Below are 20,929 nucleotides of genomic sequence, written 5' to 3' on the forward strand. Positions count from 1 at the left end.
CCGGCAATGTCTAGTCAACCCATGAGCGCAACCGCCGCCGCCAACGCCGCCCGACGCAGCAGCGCCACCTCGCGCCGGGTGCTGATCACCCTGGCCTGGATCGTCTTCGCGCTGTTCCTGGCGCTGCCGCTGGTGATCGTGGTGTCACAGGCGTTGAAGAACGGCTTCGGCACCTTCTTCGAGGCGATCTTCGAGCCCGACGCGCTGTCCGCGCTCAAGCTCACCCTGCTGGCGGTGGCCATCTCGGTGCCGCTGAACCTGGTGTTCGGTGTGTCCGCCGCCTGGTGCGTGAGCAAGTACAGCTTCCGCGGCAAGAGTATCCTGGTCACCCTGATCGACCTGCCGTTCTCGGTATCGCCGGTGATCGCCGGCCTGGTCTATGTGCTGATGTTTGGCGCCCAGGGCCTGTTCGGGCCGTGGCTGCAGGACCACGATATCCAGATCGTCTTCGCCCTGCCGGGCATCGTCCTGGCGACCATCTTCGTCACCGTGCCGTTCGTCGCCCGTGAACTGATCCCGTTGATGCAGGAGCAGGGCACCCAGGAAGAGGAGGCGGCGCGCCTGCTGGGCGCCAACGGCTGGCAGATGTTCTGGCACGTCACCCTGCCGAACATCAAATGGGGCCTGATCTACGGCGTGGTGCTGTGCACCGCCCGGGCCATGGGCGAGTTCGGCGCGGTGTCTGTCGTGTCGGGCCATATCCGCGGCGTCACCAACACCTTGCCGCTGCACGTGGAGATCCTCTACAACGAGTACAACCATGTCGCGGCCTTCAGCGTGGCCAGTCTGCTGCTGATCCTGGCGCTCTTCATCCTGCTGCTCAAGCAGTGGAGCGAGAACCGTATTAACCGCCTGCGCCACAGCGCCGCGGAGGAATGATTCATGTCGATCGAAGTTCGTAACGTCAGCAAGCGCTTCAACAGCTTCCAGGCCCTGGACAACATCAACCTGGATATCCACAGCGGCGAGCTGGTGGCCCTGCTCGGCCCTTCCGGCTGCGGCAAGACCACCTTGCTGCGCATCATCGCCGGCCTCGAGACCCCGGACAACGGCAGCATCGTGTTCCATGGCGAGGACGTGTCCGGCCACGACGTGCGCGATCGCAACGTCGGTTTCGTGTTCCAGCACTACGCGCTGTTCCGTCACATGAGCGTGTTCGACAACGTCGCCTTCGGCCTGCGCATGAAGCCCAAGGGCGAGCGCCCGAGCGAGAGCAAGATCGCCGAGAAGGTCCATGAACTGCTGAACATGGTGCAGCTCGACTGGCTGTCCGACCGCTACCCCGAGCAGCTGTCCGGCGGCCAGCGCCAGCGTATCGCCCTGGCCCGCGCCCTGGCGGTGGAGCCCAAGGTGCTGCTGCTCGATGAACCGTTCGGGGCGCTGGATGCCAAGGTGCGCAAGGAGCTGCGCCGCTGGCTGGCGCGCCTGCACGAGGACATCAACCTGACCTCGGTGTTCGTCACCCACGACCAGGAAGAGGCCATGGAAGTCGCCGACCGTATCGTGGTGATGAACAAGGGTGTGATCGAACAGATCGGTTCGCCGGGCGAGGTGTACGAGAAGCCGGCCAACGACTTCGTCTACCACTTCCTTGGCGACTCCAACCGCCTGGCGCTGAGCGAAGGGCACCACGTGCTGTTCCGTCCGCACGAAGTGTCGCTGTCGCGCCACGAGACCGAGGGGCATCATGCCGCCGAAGTACGCGATATCCGCCCGCTGGGCGCGACCACGCGAGTGACGCTGAAGGTGGAAGGGCAGAGCGAGCTGATCGAGGCCGAAGTGGTCAAGGATCACGACAGCCTCACCGGGCTGGCGCGGGGGGAGACGTTGTTCTTCCGGCCGAAGGTGTGGCAGAAGGTGGCGGATATCTGAGCTGGCGCTTGCGATGGAGAACCCGGGCATGGTCCCGGGTTTTTTATTGCCTGAGAGTTATCGGGGCTGCTGCGTAGCCCATCGCGGCACAAGGCCGCTCCTGCAGGGCACCGCGATCTCTTTGTAGGAGCGGCCTTGTGCCGCGATCGAGGGCGAAGCCCTCGCAGTGAATTGATGCCTTGGACGAATATTTTGAATGCCTACAAGGCATCATTCGTGAGCTGTTCTGCGGCAGGCCGCGAACGACGCGGGTTGTGGGTAGACCATCAAAATCATTATTCCATTAAGGTCTAATTTTACGTTTAAACATTTCTTTATGAACTAAGCATCTGGCACCGATGATTCAGCCACACACCTGAATCAAGAACCCCAGGAGTTTTAGCAATGGGCAATGTCCAGACGGCCGTCAGGGCCTACGACCAGCCATGGCGCCCGGCATCGGGTGACCTGGTCGAGCTCGGACGCACGCTGCGCCTGCCGCTGGGCCAGTTGCGCCTGCAACGCACGCCGGTCAGTGGCCTGAAGCGCCGCGACAAACTGGCGCTCGGCCTGCTGGTGCTGGTGCTGCACGGCGCGGCGGCGTACTGGGTCAGCCACCAGCCGACCCCCGAGCTGCCGGTCATCCCGCCGAAGATTCCGCCCATGACCATCGAGTTCGCCGCGCCCGCACCACCGGTGGTCGAGCCGCCGCCGCCGGCCCCTGTGGTCCAGCCGCCACCACCGCCACCGGTGGTCGACGAACTGGCCGCCAAGCCTGCGCCCAAGCCGGTCCCCAAACCCAAGCCGGTGCCCAAGCCCGTGGCCAAGCCGCAGCCCAAGCCAGTCGAGGCGCCACCGCCGACACCGGTCGCCGCGCCAGCCCCTCCGGCGCCGGCACCTGCGCCACCTGCGCCCGTGCCGGTCACCCCGGCCTCGGCCAACGCCGCGTACCTGAAGAACCCGGCGCCGGAGTATCCGCAGATGGCCCAACGCCGTGGCTGGGAAGGCACCGTGCTGCTGCGCGTGGAGGTGCTGCCCAGTGGCAAGCCGGGGCAGATCCAGATCCAGAAGAGCAGTGGCCGCGATGCCCTGGACGCCGCCGCGCTGGCGGCTGTGAAGCGCTGGAGCTTCGTCCCGGCCAAGCAGGGCGACGTGGCCCAGGTGGGCTGGGTCAGCGTACCGATCGATTTCAAGCTTCGTTAACTTGCGACCGCATACAGGAAGGACTTCATCATGAGCTTGTTGGCATCTCCCCTCGAATCCGTTGAAAGCGCGGTCATCTGGCTGCTGGTCGGCTTCTCCGTCGCTACGTGGGCGCTGGCCCTGGTCAAGGTCGTACAGTTCGTGCGCCTGAAGAACCAGGACAAGCGCTTCCACCAGCAGTTCTGGGCCGCGTCCAGCCTCGACTCTGCCGCCGAGCCCGCCCACGATCTGCCAGGCCCGGCCGCCCGCGTCGCCCAGGCGGGCTTTGCGGCGATCGCGGTCGGCGAGCCGGGCCAGGCCAGTGACCTCAGCCAGGCCATCAACCACCAGGACCGCCTGGAGCGCGCCCTGCGCCAGCAGATCGTGCGTGAGCGCCGTTCGCTGGAGACCGGCCTGGCGGTGGTCGCCAGTATCGGCAGCACCTCGCCGTTCATCGGCCTGTTCGGCACCGTGTGGGGCATCATGGAGGCGCTCAAGGGCATCAGCGCGGCGGGCTCGGCGAGCCTGGAAACCGTGGCCGGCCCGATCGGCGCGGCGCTGGTCGCCACCGGCGTGGGTATCGCCGTCGCGGTGCCGGCGGTGCTGGTCTACAACTACTTCCTCCGTCGCCTCAAGCTGACCGCGGCGGACCTCGACGACTTCGCCCACGATTTCTACAGCCTGGCGCAGAAGAGTGCCTTCCGCGTGCTGGTGCACCCGGCGGTGCAGCGCCAGCACACCGGCTTCACCCAACCTGTGAAGGAGGCCTCCTGACATGGCCTTCTCGACCCAGGACAGCGATGAAGTGTTGAGTGAAATCAACGTCACGCCATTGGTGGACGTCATGCTGGTGCTGTTGGTGGTGTTCATCGTCACCGCGCCATTGCTGACCAACGCTATCCCGATCAACCTGCCCAAGACCGAGGCCGTGGCCCCGGTGGAGCAGAAGGATCCGCTGGTGGTGAGCATCGATGGCAGCGGCAAGCTGTTCATCAACAAGGACGAGATCCAGCCCGACCTGCTGGAGACCAACCTCAAGGCTGCCAAGGACAAGGACGCCGAGCTGCGTGTGCAGTTGCAGGCCGACGATGGTGTGAACTATGGCGAGGTCGCCCGGGCGATGGCGGCGATCGAGCGTGCCGGGATCAGCAAGCTGGCGGTGATTACCGCCCGCTGACCGGCGATACCCTCTTCAGGCAAGTGCTTAGGGGCCATTTTCCTTGGCAGGGGATGGCCCTTTTTTTATGGGGCAGAGGATCTTGCTGAAACACCCTCATGTAATTGCGAACAAATATCATCTTCTGCTAGCGTTCGCTCCTCTTGAGACCCAGAGCCAGGATGTGCCGTGTCTTCGTGGAACAAGCAGATCGCCCGGTTGTTCACCGAGCACAAGAAGGCCCTCGAGGCGTTCGTCGCGCGGCGCACCGGCAATACTCAGGTGGCTGCCGACCTGACCCAGGAATCCTTCCTGCGCCTGGCGCGGCTGCCTGCCGACAAGCAGATCGATAACCTGCCGGCCTTCCTGTTCACGATTGCCAGCAACCTGGTGCGCGATCATCAGCGCCAGGCCATTCGCCGTGAGCGCCTGGATGGCGGCGAGCCCAGCGAGGAACTGGCCAGCGACGCCCCCGGCGCCGATGACCAGCTGGCCGCGCAGCAGGAGCAGGCGCTGATGCAGGCCGCGATCCAGGCATTGCCCGAGGCGACCCGGCACATCTTCCTGCTCTATCATGTCGAAGGTTGCACCTACCGCGAGATCGGCGAGCGCCTGCAAGTCACGCCGCGTAGCGTCGAGTACCAGCTGCGGCGGGCGTTGCTCGACTGCCGTGCCTTCATCCAGGCGCGGCTGGCCGGTGACGCGAGGGGGCAACGTCCATGAGCCGCCATCCCGAGAGTGCGACCGATCCCATGAGCGACCTGCCCGAAAGCGAGCGCATGTTCGCCGAAGCCACGGCCTGGTATTACCGCCTGCACGCCGAGGACGTCACCCTGGCCGAACGCCAGGCGTTCGCCGTCTGGCGGGCGCAGGGGCAGGCCCATGCCAAGGCCTGGGAGGAAGTGCTCGACCTGCTGGGCGCCTTGCAAGGCCCGGCCAGGCGCCTGCGCGAGCAGCAGCAGGCCGCCTGGCGCGCGCCCCGGCGGCGCATCTGGCCCAAGGTGGCGAGTACCGCTGCGGCCGTCCTGCTGTTGGGCTTGCTGGTCGGCCAGACACCCTGGCTAGACCGCTGGCGCGCCGACTACGCCACCACAACGGGGGAGACACGCAGCCTGCAGCTGGAGGACGGCTCACGGATCCAGCTCAACACCGACAGCGCCTTGCAGGTCGAGCTGGATGCGGGAGAGCGGCGTGTCCGGCTGCTGCGCGGCGAGGCCTGGTTCGAGGTAGCCCGCGACCCGGCCTGGCCGTTCGTGGTGCGGGCCGGGGATGGTTGGGTGCGGGTGATCGGCACGCGCTTCAGCGTCGCCGAGACGGCCGGGCAGACCCGCGTGCAACTGGCCCAGGGCAAGGTCGAGATCCGTGTCGGCACCGGCCAGGGCGTGTTCCTCGAGCCCGGGCAGGCGGTGGAATACGCGGCCAGTGGACCGGGCGCTGTGCATGGCTTCGAGCCTGGCCGTGCCTTCGCCTGGCGCGAGCGGCAACTGGTGTTCAGCCAGCAGCCGCTCGGTGAGGTGGTCACCGAACTCAATCGCTACTGGCCCGGGCAGACCCTGGTGTTGGGCGATGCTCTGCGCCAGCGCAAGGTCTCCGGAGTGTTCGACATCGACAAGCCGGACGCCGTGCTCAAGGCGCTGACCCACACCCTTGGCGTGCGCGCCGACCAGTACACGCCCTACCTGCGTATCCTGCGCGAAGGTTGAGTGAAAATATTTTCGGGGATTCGTGCTGAACCGACGTCCTTGTTTTCGTAGGCGCAAATAATAAGCACTCTCAGACGTGCCGCGCCAGTCGACGACTTGAACGATCTCGGGGAGCACCACTGATGAAATCCACCGCCACTCGGGCCGCACTCGGCCTGGCCATCGCGCTTGGCAGCGCCGCGCTGGTCGGACCAGGGCAGGCCCTGGCCGCCGCCCAGGCGCAGGTCTACCGTTTCGACATTCCGGCGCAGTCGCTGGACTCGGCCCTGGCGGCCTTCAGTGCGGTCACCCGGATCCAGGTCCTGGTGCCGGGCGAGTTCACCCAGGGCCTGCGCTCGGCGGGTCTGAGCGGCAGTTATCCACAGGACCAGGCGCTGGCCCGCCTGCTCCAGGGCACCGGCCTGAGCGCCGCCTACATCGACGGTGACAGCGTCACCCTGGAGCGCCAGCGCGCCGCGGGCGACAGCGCGATGCAACTGGGCGCGGTGAAGATCGACAGCAGCCAGTTGGGCGCCACCACCGAAGGCACCCACTCCTACACCACCGGGGCGCTGACCATCGGCAAGGGCGAGCAGAAGCTCAAGGATATCCCGCAGTCGGTCTCGGTGATGACCCGTCAGCGTCTGAACGACCAGAACATGAACAGCCTGCAGGACGCCATGCGCCAGGTGACCGGCACCACGATCAAGAGCTACAACACCGGCTCCAACCTCAACGACGTGTACATGCGTGGCTTCCCGGTCGACATGGTGCAGGTCGATGGCGTCACCCAGCCCACCGGGCAGGGCGACATGGCCACGGCCTTCGACCTGGCCATGTACGACCGCGTCGAAGTGCTGCGCGGGCCGTCCGGCCTGTACCAGGGCGCGGGCGAGCCCGGCGGCACCATCAACCTGGTGCGCAAGCGGGCGCTGGGGCAGTTCGCCCTGTCCGGCGAGCTGTCGGCGGGTAGCTATGACCGCTACCACTCCACGGTTGATGTCACCGGGCCGCTGAACAACGACGGCAGCCTGCGCGGGCGCTTCGTCACCGCCTACGAGAACAACCAGGCCTTCGTCGACCATGCCCAGAACGAGCGCCCGATGATGTACGGGCGCCTGGAGTACGACCTGTCACCGGCCACCACCCTGACTCTGGGCGGCGCCTACCAGCGCAACAAGTCGGTGCCCGCGTTCGGCCTGCCGGCCTACGACAGCGGCAAGCTGCTCGACGTCAAGCGCTCGACCTTCGACGACGCCAAGTGGAACGAGCTGGACGAGCGGGTCTGGGAAAGCTTCTTCGAGGTCGACCATGCGCTGGACGACGGCGGCCAGTTCAAGACCTCGCTGACCTACCGCGACGCCGAGACGCCGACGCGCGACTTCACCTGGACCGACGGCTCGGTGAATCCCGAGACCGGCGCCAGTTCGGCGGTGGCCTACAACTACTACACCCATATCAAGACCCTGGGCCTGGACAGCTTCGTGACGCGGCCGTTCGAGGCGTTCGGGCGAACCCATGAGCTGACGCTGGGCGCCGACTACCAGCATGTGGACAAGGATTTCCGCTACGGTGGCCAGGAGTATTTCGATATCAATGTGTTCGACCCGGGCAGCATCGACATTCCCAGGATCGACTACGACATGGTCAACGGCAACGCGTCCAAGTCGAACCAGTACGGGCTGTATGCCCGTACCAAGGTCAGCGCCAACGACTGGCTGGACGTGATTCTCGGCAGCCGGGTGATCTGGTTCGACAGCGATGGTCACAATGCCAACCCGTTCTTCAACGAACTCTCCGACCCTCACACCAGCGTTCGCCGCAAGGTGATTCCCTACGGTGCGCTGGTCGCCAAGCTGACGCCGGAGTTGTCGGCCTACGCCAGTTACACGACTGTGTACAAACCGCAGACCCAGCTCGCCGGCGGCAACAGCACGGTGGAGCCACGCGAGGGCAAGCAGTATGAACTGGGTCTGAAGCGGGAGTTCTTCGACGGTCGTCTGAACGGCAGCGTGTCGGTGTTCCGCATCTACGACGAGAACCGCGCCCAGCAGATCGGCCAGACGCCGTTCTACGAGGCCCAGGCCAAGGTGCGCAGCCAGGGTTGGGAAACCGAGCTGTCCGGCAACCTGACCGACAACTGGAGCGTCAGCACCGGCTACGCCTTCACCCGGCTGCAGTCGGGGCGTCAGGCCGACTACCAGGGCATCAGCATCACGCCCAAGCACAACTTCAATGTGTGGACACGCTATGCGTTCGCCGATGGGCCGCTGGAAGGGTTCAGTGTCGGTGGCGGCGTGCGGGTGGTCAGTTCCACCTACTACACGCGCAATGGCGTGGACTTCGTCCAAGGCGGCTACAGCGTGGCCACGGCGCAAGTGGGGTATCGCTTCAACAAGCACCTGTCGGCGACGCTGACCGCCAACAACCTGTTCGACCGGGTGTATTACGAGCGGGTGGACAGTGCCTGGGGCTCGAACTTCTATGGCGAGCCGCGCAACTTCACGTTGTCGTTGCGGGCGGTGTACTGAGCCTGGATCGTCGGGGCTGCTTTGCAGCCCTTTCGCGGCACAAGGCCGCTCCTACAGGGATCGCATACCCCTGTAGGAGCGGCCTTGTGCCGCGAAAGGGGCGCAAAGCGCCCCCGGCAATTCTTCAGGAGTGACTCAGCTGCGCATGCTCGTCGCCGGCCAGCACTTGCTTGTCAGTCTCTTTCAGCAACTGGCTGGTAACCACCCCCGCCGTCATCGAACCATTCACGTTCAACGCCGTGCGCCCCATGTCGATCAGCGGCTCCACCGAGATCAGCAAGGCCACCAGCTCCACTGGCAGGCCCATGGCCGGCAGCACGATCAGCGCGGCGAAGGTCGCGCCGCCACCCACGCCGGCCACGCCGGCCGAACTCAGGGTGACGATGGCCACCAGGGTGGCGATCCACAGCGGGTCGAAAGTATCGATGCCCACGGCCGGGGCGACCATCACCGCGAGCATTGCCGGGTACAGCCCGGCGCAGCCGTTCTGGCCGATGGTCGCGCCGAACGAGGCGCTGAAGCTGGCGATCGACGGCGGCACGCCCAGGCGTTGCGTCTGCGCCTCGATGTTCAGCGGAATGCTGGCGGCGCTGGAGCGGCTGGTGAAGGCGAAGGTCAGTACCGGCCACACCTTGCGCAGGAAGCGCAGCGGGCTGACGCCGGTCAGCGCCAGGATCACCCCGTGGACCACGAACATCAGGCCCAGGCCGATGTACGACACCACCACGAAGCTGCCCAGCTTGAGGATGTCCTCGAGGTTGGAGCTGGCCACCACCTTGGTCATCAAGGCCAGTACGCCATAAGGGGTGAGTTTCATCACCAGGCGCACCAGGCGCATCACCCAGGCCTGCAGCACGTCGATGGCCGACAGGGCGCGCTCGCCCTTGTCCTTGTCGTCCCTGATCAGTTGCAGCGCGGCAAGGCCCAGGAACACGGCGAAGATCACCACGCTGATGATTGAGGTCGGCTTGGCCCTGGCCAGGTCGCCCACCGGGTTGGTCGGGATGAACGACAGCAGCAACTGCGGGATGTTGAGGTCGGCGACCTTGCCCGCGTAGTCGTTGTGGATGGCCTGCAGGCGGGCGCTTTCCTGGGCGCCGGCCACCAGCCCCTCGGCGTTCAGGCCGAACAGGTTGGTCAGGACGATGCCGATCAGCGCGGCGATGGCGGTGGTCAGCAGCAGGGTGCCGATGCTCAGCACGCTGATCCGGCCTAGGCTCGAGGCGTTGTGCAGGCGCGCCACGGCGCTGAGGATCGAGGCAAAGATCAACGGCATGACGATCATCTGCAGCAAGCCGACATAGCCGTTGCCGACCAGGTCGAGCCAGCCGAGGGTAGCCTTGAGCACCGGGTGGCCGGCGCCGTAGATCGTGTGCAGGACCAGGCCGAACACCACGCCCAGCACCAGGCCCAGCAGCACTTTCTTGGCCAGGCTCCAGTCGGTGCGGCGGGTTTGCGCCAGGCCCAGCAGCAGGGCCAGGAACGCCAGCAGGTTGAGTGACAGCGGCAGGTTCATTGAAGCTCCAGGAAAAGGCGGAAGAGGCATCGCCTCTGTGAGCGATTACGAACGGAAATGCTAACAGCCTGAAAACAAACGAATTTATACCTAAAAGTAATTTGCATAGTCGTTTATGGAATAACGCCTGGTCGTTTTTGGCAATGAACATGGCGTTTGCGGTTGTCTCGGGGTCGCTCACGCATGCCTGTTTGTCACAATTCAGGTCTAGGGTTGAGCGGCCACGTCTTTTGGAGAACCGCACATGATGTCTGCTCCGAGAATCCTTGCCGGCGGCCTGGCCCTGTTGCTGAGCGCCAGCAGCTGGGCGGCCACCGAGCTCAAGCACTGGCCGGCCGAGGCCGCGCAGAAGCTCGACGCGATGATTGCCGCCAATGCCAACAAGGGTAATTACGCGGTATTCGACATGGACAACACCAGCTACCGCTTCGACCTCGAGGAAGCGCTGCTGCCGTTCATGGAGAACAAGGGCCTGCTGAGCCGCGACAAGCTCGACCCCTCGCTAAAGCTGATCCCGTTCAAGGACACCGCCGAGCACAAGGAGAGCCTGTTCAGCTACTACTACCGTCTGTGCGAACTCGACGACATGGTCTGCTACCCCTGGGTGGCCCAGGTGTTCTCGGGCTTCACCCTCAAGGAGCTGAAGCAGCAGGTCGACGAGCTGATGGCCTCGGGCAAGCCGATCCCCAGTACGTATTTCGAGGGGGATCAGGTCAAGACCATCGAGGTGCAACCGCCGAAAGTGTTCACCGGCCAGGCCGAGCTGTACAACAAGCTGATGGAGAACGGCATCGAGGTCTACGTGATTTCCGCGGCCTCCGAAGAGCTGGTGCGCATGGTCGCCTCCGATCCCAAGTACGGCTACAACGTCAAACCGCAGAACGTGATCGGCGTGAGCCTGCTGCTCAAGGACCGCGCCAGTGGCCAGCTGACCACGGCGCGCAAGCAGATCACTGCGGGGCAGTACGATCCCAAGGCCAATGAAGGCCTGGAACTGACGCCTTACCTGTGGACCCCGGCCACCTGGATGGCCGGCAAGCAAGCGGCCATCCTCACTTACATCGATGAGTGGAAGAGACCGGTGCTGGTGGGCGGTGATACCCCGACCAGCGATGGCTACATGCAGTTCCATGGCGTGGATGTGGGCAAGGGCGGCATCCACCTTTGGATAAACCGCAAGGCCAAGTACATGGATCAGCTCAACGGCATGATCGCGAAGAACGCGGCGGCCCAGGCCAGGGAAGGGTTGCCGGTTACCGCGGACAAGAACTGGGTGATCGTGACCCCGGAGCAGATTCAGTAACAAGTCGTCATGGTCCTGTCGCGGGGCTTGCCCCGCGATAGCGACAGGCCAGGTCAGTCAGGATTAGGCACAATGTCCACGCCCACCCAGATCATCAGCGACACCTTCGCGCTCTACGAGCGCCACGGTAGTGCCGACTACATCGGCGAAGCCATCACCCAGATCGAGCACATGTCCCAGGCCGCCCAGTTGGCGATGGAGGAGGGCTACGACGACGAAGTGGTCCTTGCCGCCTTCTTCCACGACATCGGCCACCTGTGCGAGGGCGAGGACATGGGTGGCTATGGCATCGTCAGCCATGAACGCATCGGTGCCGAGTACCTGCGCCGCTGCGGCTTCAGCGAACGACTGGCGCGGCTGGTGCAGTATCACGTCGAGGCCAAGCGTTACCTGACCTTGCGCCAGCCCGGTTACTACGATCGCCTGAGCGAGGCCAGCCGGCGCACGCTGGCGTACCAGGGCGGGGTGATGAGCGACAGCGAAGCCGATGCTTTCGAGGCCGATCCTCTATTCCGGGTGAGCCTGCGCCTGCGCGAGTGGGACGAGATGGCGAAGCTGACCGGGGTGCCCGTGATGGACCTGGAGGTACTGAAGAAAAAGGCACTGGCGGTACTTTGATCGATTCATTATCCCTCATCGCAAGATCCCGCATCATTTCTCCAAGTGCTCATGCTGTGCCTCTTACCATACTTCCCTTCCTGGCAGCCCACTCGTCGCAATAGTGGGTATGGTGTTGATAAATGCCGCTTGGTGGTTATACTAACCACCAAGCGGCCGGCCCAAGGAATGGGTTCATGAACAGCCGTGAAATGATTTCAGTGATCGAGGCGGATGGTTGGTACCTGGTGCGTTCGAAAGGCAGCCATCATCACTTCAAGCATCCCGAAAAGGCAGGCCTGGTCACCATCCCGCACCCGAAGAAAGACCTGCTGCCGGCCACTGCAGCCAGCATCCTGCGTCAGGCGCGGATCGGCTATGCCAGCTGACGAGGAGCCCCATCACCATGTTGTTCCCCATTGCGATTCTCCCCGGTGACGATCAATACGCCTGGGGTGTGGAAGTCCCTGACATCCCGGGCTGTTTCTCGGCCGGCGAAGACCTCGACAACGCCATCGGCATGGCCCGCGAAGCCATCGAAGGCCACCTCGAACTGTTGGCCCAGGACCAGCAGGAGATTCCCAAGGCCAGCCTGGTCAGCGTACACGCAGCCAATCCGTCTTATGCCGGTTGTACCTGGGCGCTGATCGATATCGACATCACCCGTTACCTGGGTAAGGCCGAGAAGCTCAACATCACACTGCCGGCGTACCTGCTCACCCGCATCGACTCGTACGTGCAGAGCCACCCGGAACACAAGAGTCGCTCGGGTTTCCTGGCCGAGGCGGCGCTCAGGATTTTGCAGGGTGACTGCAAGTGACCAGGCAATTGCGTCCAGCAGTAGTCGCAGCCTGACGCGCAATTCGCCACCTTGCCGGGTTTCCAGTTTCAGCCCGTATGAGATCTGTAGATCTGGAGGGCCGCATCAGCCTCTGTTCGACTGGCGATCCGGGTGGATGTCGACTGGCCTGTCGAGGTGATCATCCAGTTGGTTCCAATCCTCCCCGAACAACTCCACCGGATGCATGGTCCGGTCCGCGCCGTTGCCGCATGCCAGTGCCTTGGCCGGGCAGTAGAGGTCGCAGCCCCAGCAGATCCGTTCGGGATGGCTTGGGTTGTTGGGAAATCGCTTGGCCATGTCTCCCTCCATGAAGTGGGTGCCTGCGCTCAGGCTATGCTGCGCATGGCCAAGGGGCTTGATCGGGGTCAATGCCGCTAGCTGATCGGCCCGGGCGCCTGCACCTGCTTCATCAGGTCGTCATTCCAGCGGCCCTCCACCTGCACATGCGCGGCGGCGCCGAGCATCACCGCTTCGATCAGGTTGTGGTTGAGGTAGGTGTACAGTCCGGGCTGGCGGAAGGTGTACAACGCCGCGCCTGCCGCGCCGCCGGGGATGAACCAGGTCTCCAGGTTGCGCTGCGGCGGGTTGGCGAACTTGCCCGAGGCCCAGACATAGTCGCCATGGCCGCCGATCAGGTGCGGGCGAGTATCGCGGTTGGCCTGGGAATGAACGATCAGCACGGTCTCGCCGACCTTGGCGGTGAGCGCCTGCTTGCCGGTCAGGGCGCCGACGCTGCCGTTGAACACCACATGGCTGGGCACCAGCCCTTTCATCAGCTGGCTCATGTCGCCGAAGCTGGCCATGGGGTTGGCATAGCGCTTGTATTTGCCGTCCTTGTCACGGGGGATGTAGTAGTCCTGCTCGCCGATGTACCAGACCTTGTCGTAGCGCAGCGGCCGGCCCTCTGGGTCTTTCAGGCCGTCGCGGGGCAGGACCATGATCGCGCCGTTCATGCCGCACACCACATGCCAGGGAATCATCGCTCCGCCCGGCGCGCAGTGATACACGAACACCCCGGCGCGATCGGCCTTGAAGCGCAGCTTCACCTGCTCGCCAGGCTTCACGTGGGTCAGCTCGCCGCCGCCGAGGGCGCCGGTGGAGGCGTGGAAATCGATGTTGTGCATCATGCTGTTGCTGGCCGGGTTGACCAGGGTGAGCTCCACGTAGTCGCCCTCATGCACCACCATCAGCGGGCCGGGAACCGAGCCGTTGAAGGTCATGGCGTGGATGTAGGCGCCGGCGGTGTCGATGGCCAGTTCTTTCTCTTCGATGACCATGCGGAACTCGACGATCCGCAGCTTGCCCTCGGCGCGCTGAGTGTGAGCGTGGACTTGCGGCGGCGCCACCAGCTCGACGCGGACGCGCTCCAGCTTCGCCAGGTCAACTGCCGGGTCCTGGCCCGGCACGGCAGTAGCGGCCTGGGCCAGACCGCTGCCGAGCGCCGAGGCGCCGACGCCCAGCAACACGGTACCTGCCAGCATGCCACGCCGGGTCAGGGACACGCCTTCTTGCTCATTCATGGGACTTCTCCTTAAGTCGACGAAAGTCGTCGGGCACAGGAATAGCCGCTTTGAATGTAGGGTTTATTGAGGGAGAACAAGAAGTGGAGAGGGTGGGCAATGTGTCGCAGGGGCTGAAACGAAAAAGCCCCGACATTCGTCGAGGCTTTTGAGGATGGTGCCGGCACCAGGAATCGAACCCGGGACCTACTGATTACAAGTCAGTTGCTCTACCATCTGAGCTATACCGGCACAGGGGCGTCATTATAGCGATGGATTTGCCGCTGTAAACCACTTCGTTGCATCCATCGCACATTCCCCTAAGTCACCGCGCACAAAGGAGAATTTTCCTACCAGCCGCGGTGGATCGAGTTGACGCTTGGCTCGGGCTGGCCCGGGTTGAAGAACAGCTTGCCGTTGTCGCAGCCGCGCTTGCGGCAGCTGCCGTCGGCGTTGTGCAGGGGCAGGCCGCGGTCGCCGCCCAGTTGCATGCCGGGCATGTTCCAGTTCAGCGGGGCGGGCTTGCTCGTTGGCGTGCCGCTGGCGCAGCCGGTCATGGCCAGGGCGAGGGTCAGCAGGGCGAAAGGCTTGGTGTGTTTCACGATGTTCGAGTCCGTTCCGGGATCAGTCTTTGTTCAGGATGCGCTGGATGGTGCCGCCGCAGGCCATGTAGCAGGAGTCGTAGTCATTGCCGCAACTGTAGCTGCTCCCCGTGTAGGAGGGGTAGCTCGGGTAGTAGCAACTGTGACGCGCTTCCTTCTTGCTCTTGCCGTTCTGGCAGTACTGGTAGGCCCTCATCTCGGCCTGGTGCAACGCACGTTCGCTGTTCTCCTGCAGGCGCGCCATCTGCTGGCAGTGGTTGCGCTGCGTCGAACAGCTGTTGATGCAATTCATGCCATGCGCGCTGGGCGGTGGCGAGTATCTATAGGTGTAGCTCGGGCCGCAGCCGGCCAGGGCCAAGGCCAGGCAGGCCAGCACGAGGGCGGCCAAACTGTTGTGGAAAAGTGCCATGGGTGTTGCAGTCCTTGATCATTCGTCGCTGAACTCCAGCAGATCGCCGGGCTGGCAGTTCAGGGCGCGACACAGCTTCTCCAGGGTCTCGATCTTGAAACCCTTGATCTTGCCGTTCTTCAGCAGCGACAGGTTCGCTTCCGTGATACCGATGATTTCCGCCAGGTCCTTGGAACGCATCTTGTTCCGGGCCATGACGACGTCGAGGCGGATGATTATCGGCATAGGAAGCAGTCAGACATAACAGTTGTGTTCATCGCTGATGGTCTTGGCGTCACGCATGAGCAGCGAGAAGGCACACAGCAGGATGCCTTTCATGATCTCGTAGACAGCCTGCGATGATACACCGATCGAGAAGCTGAAGCTCCTTTCGCCGGCCGGCAGGTCGATGGCCAGGGCCAGGCCTTGCAAGGTGTAGGTCACCGGCCACAGCAACGGGGTGAAGATGCACAGCAGGCCGACCCACCACAGCAGCTTGATGTTGTCCGAGGTCCAGGTCTGGCCACGGGACAGCCGATGGAAGAACAGGCCGGTCAGGCAGAGGGCGATGACGGAAACCAGCGTAGGGATCATGTCCACGCCCAGTACCAGGCCGATGGCCAGGGGGGATGCCTGGTATCCGGGTTCCAGCAGCAGGGGCATCTGGTCGCCGTAGGCCTGCAGATAACCGTTGTGCATCTCGGGGAAGTCGAAGATGAAGAGCAACGGGGTGACTGTCAGTTCGACGATCGCGGTCGTCCAGGCCAGGTAGGCGGCGAATGCGCCAATGGTGCGTAGGCGCGAACGCGCATAGGCCACGGATCTACTGTTCATGGGGTGCCTCCGTACAGTGATGAACGAGGCGGATTATTCTTGAATAATTATCGTAAAACAATAATTAATTTTGTGATTTAGCCTGTGGCGACGGTTTGTCGCAGGGGAAGGGGTGGGCATGGCACCGGCTTTGCCGGTGATCGCGGGGTCAGCCCGTTCTCACGCTGAGGAAGCTTGCCTACGTTATAGAGCAGTCGCAGGGGCATCCCTATAGGAACGACTGTGGGGAATATAATTTACGAAGCTTTCAGCAGGCTTTAAGGGGATAAATCTGTAAGCGCGCAATTTTCCGTGAGAAATATTTAGTCTCAGCCTATCGTTTTGACTTAATCGATCATCTAAGTTAATCTTGTGTTCATTATGTTGAACAGTAAAGCTTTCAAGCTCCTCTCTTCCTCCCGCCTGGTTTCCCGTGAACGTCACTGGACCGGCGACCTCTAGCGCCACCCTCCCTCTACAGCCGTAAACGTTTCTGTCTGGTGCCGATGCCTGCGCGCTCGGCTGCTGTCGCCCATGGGAGGGCATCATGCGTTCCTGGATCTACCTGATCGTCGCCATCACCTTCGAGGTGATCGGCACGGCGTCGATGAAACTCGCCGCCACTCATTTCCCCGTGCTGGGGCATGCCGTCATGTACGTCATGATCTGTTTGTCGTATTTCTTCCTGGCCCTGGCGGTCAAGCGTGTGCCGGTGGGTGTCGCCTACGCGCTGTGGGAAGGGTTCGGTATCGTGCTGATCACGCTGATCAGCGTGCTCTGGCTCGGCGAAAGCCTGGGCTGGACCAAGGCCCTGGGCCTGGCGGTGATGATCGCCGGCATCCTGCTGGTCAAGGCCGGCACCCGGGCCAAGGCCGTCGAGCGTGAAGGGGAGGCGGTGCCATGCTGATTCCATTTGCCTGGCTGGGCCTGGCCATCGTGCTGGAAGTCCTGGCCAACCTGCTGCTCAAGTATTCCGAGGGTTTTAGCCGCAAGGGCCTGGGCGTGGCCTCGATCCTGTGCGTGCTGGCGGCGTTCACCGCGCTGGCCCAGGCGGTCAAGGACATCGACCTGTCGCTGGCTTACGCCATCTGGGGTGGCTTCGGCATTCTCGCCACCGTGGCCATGGGCTGGGCCCTGTTCGGTCAGCGTCTGGCCGGGCGCGGCTGGCTCGGTCTGGTGCTGCTGCTGGTAGGCATGAGCTTGCTCAAACTGGCTTGACAACACCCCTGCCAAAGCGCTTGGCCGAATGGTTTATGCACAATGGGCATTGATCGCTTGCGCGAAAGGCATGCCGGCCGGCGCTACCATCGGTCTTTGCGCAAAGGCTTGTATTTACTGGCTTTGACGCCAGCCGTGGAATAAGCAAAGCAGCGCAAATAGCCTCCGGATCCAAGATTTGGTGATTTTCATCACAAGCTTGTTCACAGAGTTATCCACAGGCTGTCAACCGCGCTGCGGCGCTGTGTCGCGTTCTCCGAGCAGCAGCAGGTTGCGGGGGGTCAGCGGGTAATCGCAGAACACGCCAACCCGAACCGCATAGCCTTGCTCCTGAAGGAACAGGGCGCGGTCGAGCACCAGCCACATTTCCAGTGGGCGGCGGAAGAGATTGCGAACCAGCTCGAGGTTGCGTACTTCGGCCAGGCGTCGCTGGCCGGCAACTTCCAGGGAGGCCCAGTCGGGGTTGCCGCTGATCGTGACCTGCTTGAGTTCGGCCAGGTCGCGGCAGTACTGCTCGAAGGGCTTGGCCAGCCAGCTGACCGGCAGCGATGGCGTGGGCAGGTAGTCGTCGATGCCACGTTGCTGGCGCTGCAGCAGGTCGAAACCCAGGCGGCGGGCCATTGAGGTGTCGCGCTGGCGCCGGGTACGCAGGCTGGAGGTGACCGCCTCGCTCAGCGGCAGGCCCAGGTCTTCCTGGGTCAACGCCAGCGCTGAGGCCCGGGCGGCGCCGGAGAGCGGCTGATAGGCGGTGCCCTGGATGCGGTTGTAGCAGCAGGGTGCAACGGCGATCTGCCGGCAACCCTGCTGGCTTGCCAGCTGCATGAGCCGAACATGCAGGTCGCCGCAGGCGTGCAGGGCGACCGCGCTCTTGTCGCCGTCCAGGTGGCGGGCGCTGTCGGCGGCCATGACATCCTGATGCACGTGTGTGGCGGGCAGGTGGTGGTGCTCGCTCAGGGCCTTGCCGGCACCGACCAGTTCGGCGTCGTGCTCCAGGCAGGTCAGTTGCTGGCCGGGCTGCAACAGGCGACGACCCAGGTGGCCTTTGCCGGAACACCAGTCGAGCCAGTGTTGCGCGGGTTGGCTGAACGCCAGGCGACGGCTGAAGGCTTCGATCTGCTGCCACTTGCGGCCGGGGACACCGACATCAAGGCGGTGGCCGGCGGGATGCAGGCCGGCGTCGGGCAGTTCGCCGACAGCGGACAGCTGCGCGGCTTCGGCGGCCAGTTGTGGGAAGGGGGCCGGGGCCTCAGGTGTTTCGGGGGATTCGGCTTGCTCGAGGGTGCGCTGGCGCAGCCAATGGGACAGTGCCGGGTGCTGGTCTTCCCACGCCAGGTGCAGGTGGGTGAACGGGCGTGGGTGCCACAGGGGCTGGTGCTGTGTGAGGAAGCGGTCGAGGGCCTGGAAGCGCTCGAAGAGCTGGTCGGTTTGCAGGATGAGGGGTGTGGTCATTCGAGCACCGGGGCGCTAGCGAGAGGGGCTGCTGTGCAGCCCATCGCGGCACAAGGCCGCTCCTACAGAGAGGGGGCCGCGTGCGGCCCCGGGTTCAACGCCCTTGGCAGGCATCCACGCGCAGCCAGCGCTCCAGTACCTTGAAGCCTTGCACCAGCACGAACGAGATCACCAGGTAGAACACCCCGGCGGCAAAGAAGATCTCCACCGGCAGGTAGGTCCGGGCAATGATGGTCCGCGCCATGCCGGTCAGCTCCAGCAGCGTCACGGTGCTGGCCAGGGCGCTGGCCTTGAGCATCAGGATCACTTCGTTGCTGTAGGCCGGCAGGCCGATGCGCGTGGCGCGCGGCAGCATGATGTAGAACAGTGTCTTGCCCCGCGACATGCCCAGTGCCCGGGCCGCCTCGATCTCGCCCTTGGGGATCGCCTGCAGGGCGCCGCGCAGGATCTCGGCGATGTAGGCGGCGGTGTGCAGGGTCATGGTCAGCACCGTGCACCAGAACGGATCGCGCAGGTACGGCCACAGCGAACTGTTGCGCACCACTTCGAACTGGGCCAGGCCGTAGTAGACCAGGAACAGCTGCACCAGCAGCGGCGTGCCGCGGAAGAAGAAGATGTAGCCGTAGGGCAGGGCGCGCACGTACCAGTGCCGCGAAGAGCGCGCCACCCCCAGCGGAATGGCCAGGATCAGGCCGGCGATGACGGCGATGGCCACCAGCTCCAGGGTCAGGGTCGCGCCCTGGGCCAGGCGTGGCAGCCACTTGATGATGACTTCCCAGTTCATTTACTCGGCCCTCATGAAGCCGCGAGCGGCACGCTTTTCCAGGAAGTGCATGCCGATCATCGCGATGATGGTCAGGCCCAGGTAGATGCAGGCGGCGACCGCGTAGAAGGTGAACGGCTCCTTGGTCACGGTCACGCCGATCTGCGCGTGGCGCATGATTTCTTCAAGGCCGATCACCGACACCAGCGCGGTGTCCTTCATCAGGATCATGAACAGGTTGCCCAGGCCCGGCAGGGCGATGCGCCACATCTGCGGGAGGATGATCCGCGAGAGGATGCGCCCCTTGGACAGGCCCAGCGCCAGGCCCGCTTCACGGTGCCCTTTGGGGATGGCCAGGATCGCGCCGCGGAACACTTCCGTGGCGTAGGCGCCGAAGCACAGGCCTAGGGCGATGACGCCAGCCGCGAAGGCGCTGAGCTCCAGGCCCGGTATGTTCAGAGCGGCGCCAAGGCTGTTCATCAGCCCGACGGTGCCGAAGTAGATGAGCAGCACCCAAAGCAATTCAGGTACGCCGCGCACCAACGTGGAATAGGTGCCGCCAAGCCATTGCAGCGGCTTGACCGACGAAGTCTTGGCCAAGGCGCCGAGCAGGCCCAGGGCCAGCCCCAGCAGCAAGGCGCAGAGCGCCAGTTTTACGGTCATCAGGGTACCGGCCATCATGGCCGGGCCGAATCCGTGCAGGTCGATAGTCATGGGTAAGTTTGTTCAAGGGACAGGCACCGCCATGGCGGCGATGCCTGTCGGGGCGAATCAATAGATGCTGAACGGGAAGTACTTGTCGTTGATCTTCTTGTAGGTGCCGTCGGCGACGATTTCCTTCAGCGCGGCATTGAGCTTGTTACGCAGTCCGTTGTCGCCCTTGCGCACGGCGATGCCCACCTTGTCGCTTTCGTTGACCGGATCGCCCTTGAACTCGTAGTTCTTGCCGGCTTCGGATTTCAGCCAGTCGTAGTTGGCGTACTTGTCGGCGAGGATGGCGTCGACACGGCCGGAGGTCAGGTCCAGGTAGGCGTTTTCCTGGCCGTCGTAGAGGTTGACCTTGAACTCGCCGTCCATGCCACCGTTGTCATCCAGCCAGGTTGCCGCCTGGGTGGCGCGCTGGGTGCCGATGGTCTTGCCCTTGAGCGAGGCGCGGTCGGTCTTGAAGTCGACGTTCTTCGGTGCGATGAACTGCTGCTTGTTCGAGTAGTAGGGATCGGTGAAGTCGACGGCTTGCTTGCGCTCGTCGGTGATCGACAACGACGAGACGATGAAGTCGAACTTCTTGGCGTTCAACGCCGGGATGATGCCGTCCCAGTCGGAGGTGACCACTTCGCATTCGACCTTCATCTTGGCGCACAGGGCGTCGCCGATGTCCTTGTCGAAGCCGACGACCTGGCCGCTGGCATCCTTGTTGTTGAACGGTGGGTAGGCGGCTTCGATACCCATGCGCAGTTTCTCGGCGGCCATGGCGTTGGCCGACATCACCAGCGTGGCAGCAGCTGCCAGGAGGAACTTCTTGTAGGTCTGCATGTAGT

At 63.8% G+C, this 20,929-nt stretch carries 25 protein-coding genes and 1 tRNA gene; 14 read left to right on the top strand and 12 right to left on the bottom strand.

Annotated features, from left to right (window positions below):
• Positions 1-6: 6 nt before the first annotated feature.
• From cysW to V0R62_RS05610, 8 genes are all read left to right on the top strand, one after another.
• On the top strand, positions 7-879 hold the full coding sequence (gene cysW / locus V0R62_RS05575) for a sulfate ABC transporter permease subunit CysW (RefSeq protein ID WP_050707422.1): 873 nt from the start codon (positions 7-9) through the stop codon (positions 877-879).
• A gap of 3 nt (positions 880-882) precedes the next feature.
• The gene (locus V0R62_RS05580; RefSeq protein WP_011536261.1) at positions 883-1,872 is read left to right on the top strand and encodes a sulfate/molybdate ABC transporter ATP-binding protein; all 990 of its coding nucleotides are present in this window, start codon (positions 883-885) and stop codon (positions 1,870-1,872) included.
• Between the two features lie 384 nt (positions 1,873-2,256).
• The gene (locus V0R62_RS05585; protein WP_330103028.1) at positions 2,257-3,054 is read left to right on the top strand and encodes an energy transducer TonB; all 798 of its coding nucleotides are present in this window, start codon (positions 2,257-2,259) and stop codon (positions 3,052-3,054) included.
• A 30-nt stretch (positions 3,055-3,084) separates the two neighbouring features.
• A complete protein-coding gene (locus tag V0R62_RS05590) occupies positions 3,085-3,807 on the top strand; it encodes a MotA/TolQ/ExbB proton channel family protein (protein ID WP_028688527.1) in 723 nt (240 codons plus the stop codon).
• Position 3,808: 1 nt separating this feature from the next.
• Positions 3,809-4,210 carry an ExbD/TolR family protein gene (locus V0R62_RS05595; protein ID WP_028688526.1) on the top strand — a complete coding sequence of 134 codons (402 nt, stop codon included), beginning with the start codon at positions 3,809-3,811 and terminating at the stop codon, positions 4,208-4,210.
• Positions 4,211-4,378: 168 nt separating this feature from the next.
• Positions 4,379-4,912, top strand: coding sequence for an RNA polymerase sigma factor (locus V0R62_RS05600; protein ID WP_330103029.1), 534 nt, complete (start codon positions 4,379-4,381; stop codon positions 4,910-4,912).
• On the top strand, positions 4,909-5,892 hold the full coding sequence (locus tag V0R62_RS05605) for a FecR family protein (RefSeq protein WP_330103030.1): 984 nt from the start codon (positions 4,909-4,911) through the stop codon (positions 5,890-5,892). Before V0R62_RS05600 ends, V0R62_RS05605 begins: the two co-directional genes overlap by 4 nt.
• Positions 5,893-6,011: 119 nt before the next feature.
• A complete protein-coding gene (locus tag V0R62_RS05610) occupies positions 6,012-8,402 on the top strand; it encodes a TonB-dependent siderophore receptor (protein ID WP_408005633.1) in 2,391 nt (796 codons plus the stop codon).
• A 124-nt stretch (positions 8,403-8,526) separates the two neighbouring features.
• Here V0R62_RS05610 and V0R62_RS05615 read toward each other — a convergent pair whose 3' ends face one another.
• Positions 8,527-9,918 carry an L-cystine transporter gene (locus V0R62_RS05615; protein ID WP_330103032.1) on the bottom strand — a complete coding sequence of 464 codons (1,392 nt, stop codon included), beginning with the start codon at positions 9,916-9,918 and terminating at the stop codon, positions 8,527-8,529.
• Positions 9,919-10,165: 247 nt separating this feature from the next.
• Here V0R62_RS05615 and V0R62_RS05620 point away from each other — a divergent pair, with 247 nt between their 5' ends.
• From V0R62_RS05620 to V0R62_RS05635, 4 genes are all read left to right on the top strand, one after another.
• The gene (locus tag V0R62_RS05620) at positions 10,166-11,221 is read left to right on the top strand and encodes an HAD family hydrolase (RefSeq protein ID WP_408005629.1); all 1,056 of its coding nucleotides are present in this window, start codon (positions 10,166-10,168) and stop codon (positions 11,219-11,221) included.
• Positions 11,222-11,293: 72 nt separating this feature from the next.
• Positions 11,294-11,839, top strand: a complete 546-nt coding sequence (locus V0R62_RS05625; RefSeq protein WP_186712061.1) for a phosphonate degradation HD-domain oxygenase — start codon at positions 11,294-11,296, stop codon at positions 11,837-11,839.
• Between the two features lie 176 nt (positions 11,840-12,015).
• Positions 12,016-12,207 (top strand): type II toxin-antitoxin system HicA family toxin, encoded by a 192-nt coding sequence (locus V0R62_RS05630; RefSeq protein WP_186712060.1) that lies wholly within the window; start codon positions 12,016-12,018, stop codon positions 12,205-12,207.
• A 17-nt stretch (positions 12,208-12,224) separates the two neighbouring features.
• The gene (locus V0R62_RS05635; protein ID WP_330103034.1) at positions 12,225-12,638 is read left to right on the top strand and encodes a type II toxin-antitoxin system HicB family antitoxin; all 414 of its coding nucleotides are present in this window, start codon (positions 12,225-12,227) and stop codon (positions 12,636-12,638) included.
• Positions 12,639-12,743: 105 nt separating this feature from the next.
• Here V0R62_RS05635 and V0R62_RS05640 read toward each other — a convergent pair whose 3' ends face one another.
• The 7 genes from V0R62_RS05640 to V0R62_RS05670 all read right to left on the bottom strand — a co-directional run bounded on the left by V0R62_RS05640 (position 12,744) and on the right by V0R62_RS05670 (position 15,982).
• Complete coding sequence (locus V0R62_RS05640; RefSeq protein WP_330103035.1) at positions 12,744-12,956, bottom strand: DUF3079 domain-containing protein; 213 nt, start codon at positions 12,954-12,956, stop codon at positions 12,744-12,746.
• Positions 12,957-13,033: 77 nt separating this feature from the next.
• Positions 13,034-14,179: a copper-containing nitrite reductase gene (gene nirK / locus V0R62_RS05645; protein ID WP_330103036.1), complete on the bottom strand. Its 1,146-nt coding sequence runs from the start codon at positions 14,177-14,179 to the stop codon at positions 13,034-13,036.
• Between the two features lie 155 nt (positions 14,180-14,334).
• Positions 14,335-14,410, bottom strand: a tRNA-Thr gene (locus V0R62_RS05650).
• Between the two features lie 98 nt (positions 14,411-14,508).
• Positions 14,509-14,760, bottom strand: coding sequence for a hypothetical protein (locus V0R62_RS05655; protein WP_408005630.1), 252 nt, complete (start codon positions 14,758-14,760; stop codon positions 14,509-14,511).
• Positions 14,761-14,782: 22 nt separating this feature from the next.
• Entirely contained in the window at positions 14,783-15,169 is a 387-nt protein-coding gene (locus V0R62_RS05660; RefSeq protein WP_050703393.1) for a hypothetical protein, read from the bottom strand.
• An 18-nt stretch (positions 15,170-15,187) separates the two neighbouring features.
• Positions 15,188-15,394, bottom strand: a complete 207-nt coding sequence (locus V0R62_RS05665) for a helix-turn-helix domain-containing protein (protein ID WP_023629980.1) — start codon at positions 15,392-15,394, stop codon at positions 15,188-15,190.
• A 9-nt stretch (positions 15,395-15,403) separates the two neighbouring features.
• On the bottom strand, positions 15,404-15,982 hold the full coding sequence (locus V0R62_RS05670; RefSeq protein ID WP_330103037.1) for a hypothetical protein: 579 nt from the start codon (positions 15,980-15,982) through the stop codon (positions 15,404-15,406).
• Between the two features lie 526 nt (positions 15,983-16,508).
• Between V0R62_RS05670 and V0R62_RS05675 the strand changes: the two genes are divergently transcribed.
• Positions 16,509-16,868 (top strand): multidrug/spermidine efflux SMR transporter subunit MdtJ, encoded by a 360-nt coding sequence (locus V0R62_RS05675; RefSeq protein WP_028688477.1) that lies wholly within the window; start codon positions 16,509-16,511, stop codon positions 16,866-16,868.
• Positions 16,862-17,179, top strand: a complete 318-nt coding sequence (mdtI, locus tag V0R62_RS05680; RefSeq protein ID WP_186731769.1) for a multidrug/spermidine efflux SMR transporter subunit MdtI — start codon at positions 16,862-16,864, stop codon at positions 17,177-17,179. The genes V0R62_RS05675 and mdtI overlap by 7 nt, the downstream gene beginning before the upstream one ends.
• Positions 17,180-17,404: 225 nt before the next feature.
• Here the strand turns inward: mdtI and V0R62_RS05685 are convergent, their stop codons facing one another.
• From V0R62_RS05685 to V0R62_RS05700, 4 genes are all read right to left on the bottom strand, one after another.
• On the bottom strand, positions 17,405-18,628 hold the full coding sequence (locus V0R62_RS05685; RefSeq protein WP_330103038.1) for a methyltransferase: 1,224 nt from the start codon (positions 18,626-18,628) through the stop codon (positions 17,405-17,407).
• A 94-nt stretch (positions 18,629-18,722) separates the two neighbouring features.
• Entirely contained in the window at positions 18,723-19,412 is a 690-nt protein-coding gene (locus V0R62_RS05690) for an ABC transporter permease (protein WP_028688474.1), read from the bottom strand.
• Positions 19,413-20,105 carry an ABC transporter permease gene (locus tag V0R62_RS05695; RefSeq protein ID WP_050703398.1) on the bottom strand — a complete coding sequence of 231 codons (693 nt, stop codon included), beginning with the start codon at positions 20,103-20,105 and terminating at the stop codon, positions 19,413-19,415. It lies immediately after the preceding gene.
• A 57-nt stretch (positions 20,106-20,162) separates the two neighbouring features.
• Positions 20,163-20,924, bottom strand: a complete 762-nt coding sequence (locus V0R62_RS05700) for an ABC transporter substrate-binding protein (RefSeq protein ID WP_330103039.1) — start codon at positions 20,922-20,924, stop codon at positions 20,163-20,165.
• Positions 20,925-20,929: the final 5 nt, after the last annotated feature.

This window comes from Pseudomonas carassii, assembly GCF_036324045.1.
Lineage (GTDB): Bacteria > Pseudomonadota > Gammaproteobacteria > Pseudomonadales > Pseudomonadaceae > Aquipseudomonas > Aquipseudomonas peradeniyensis.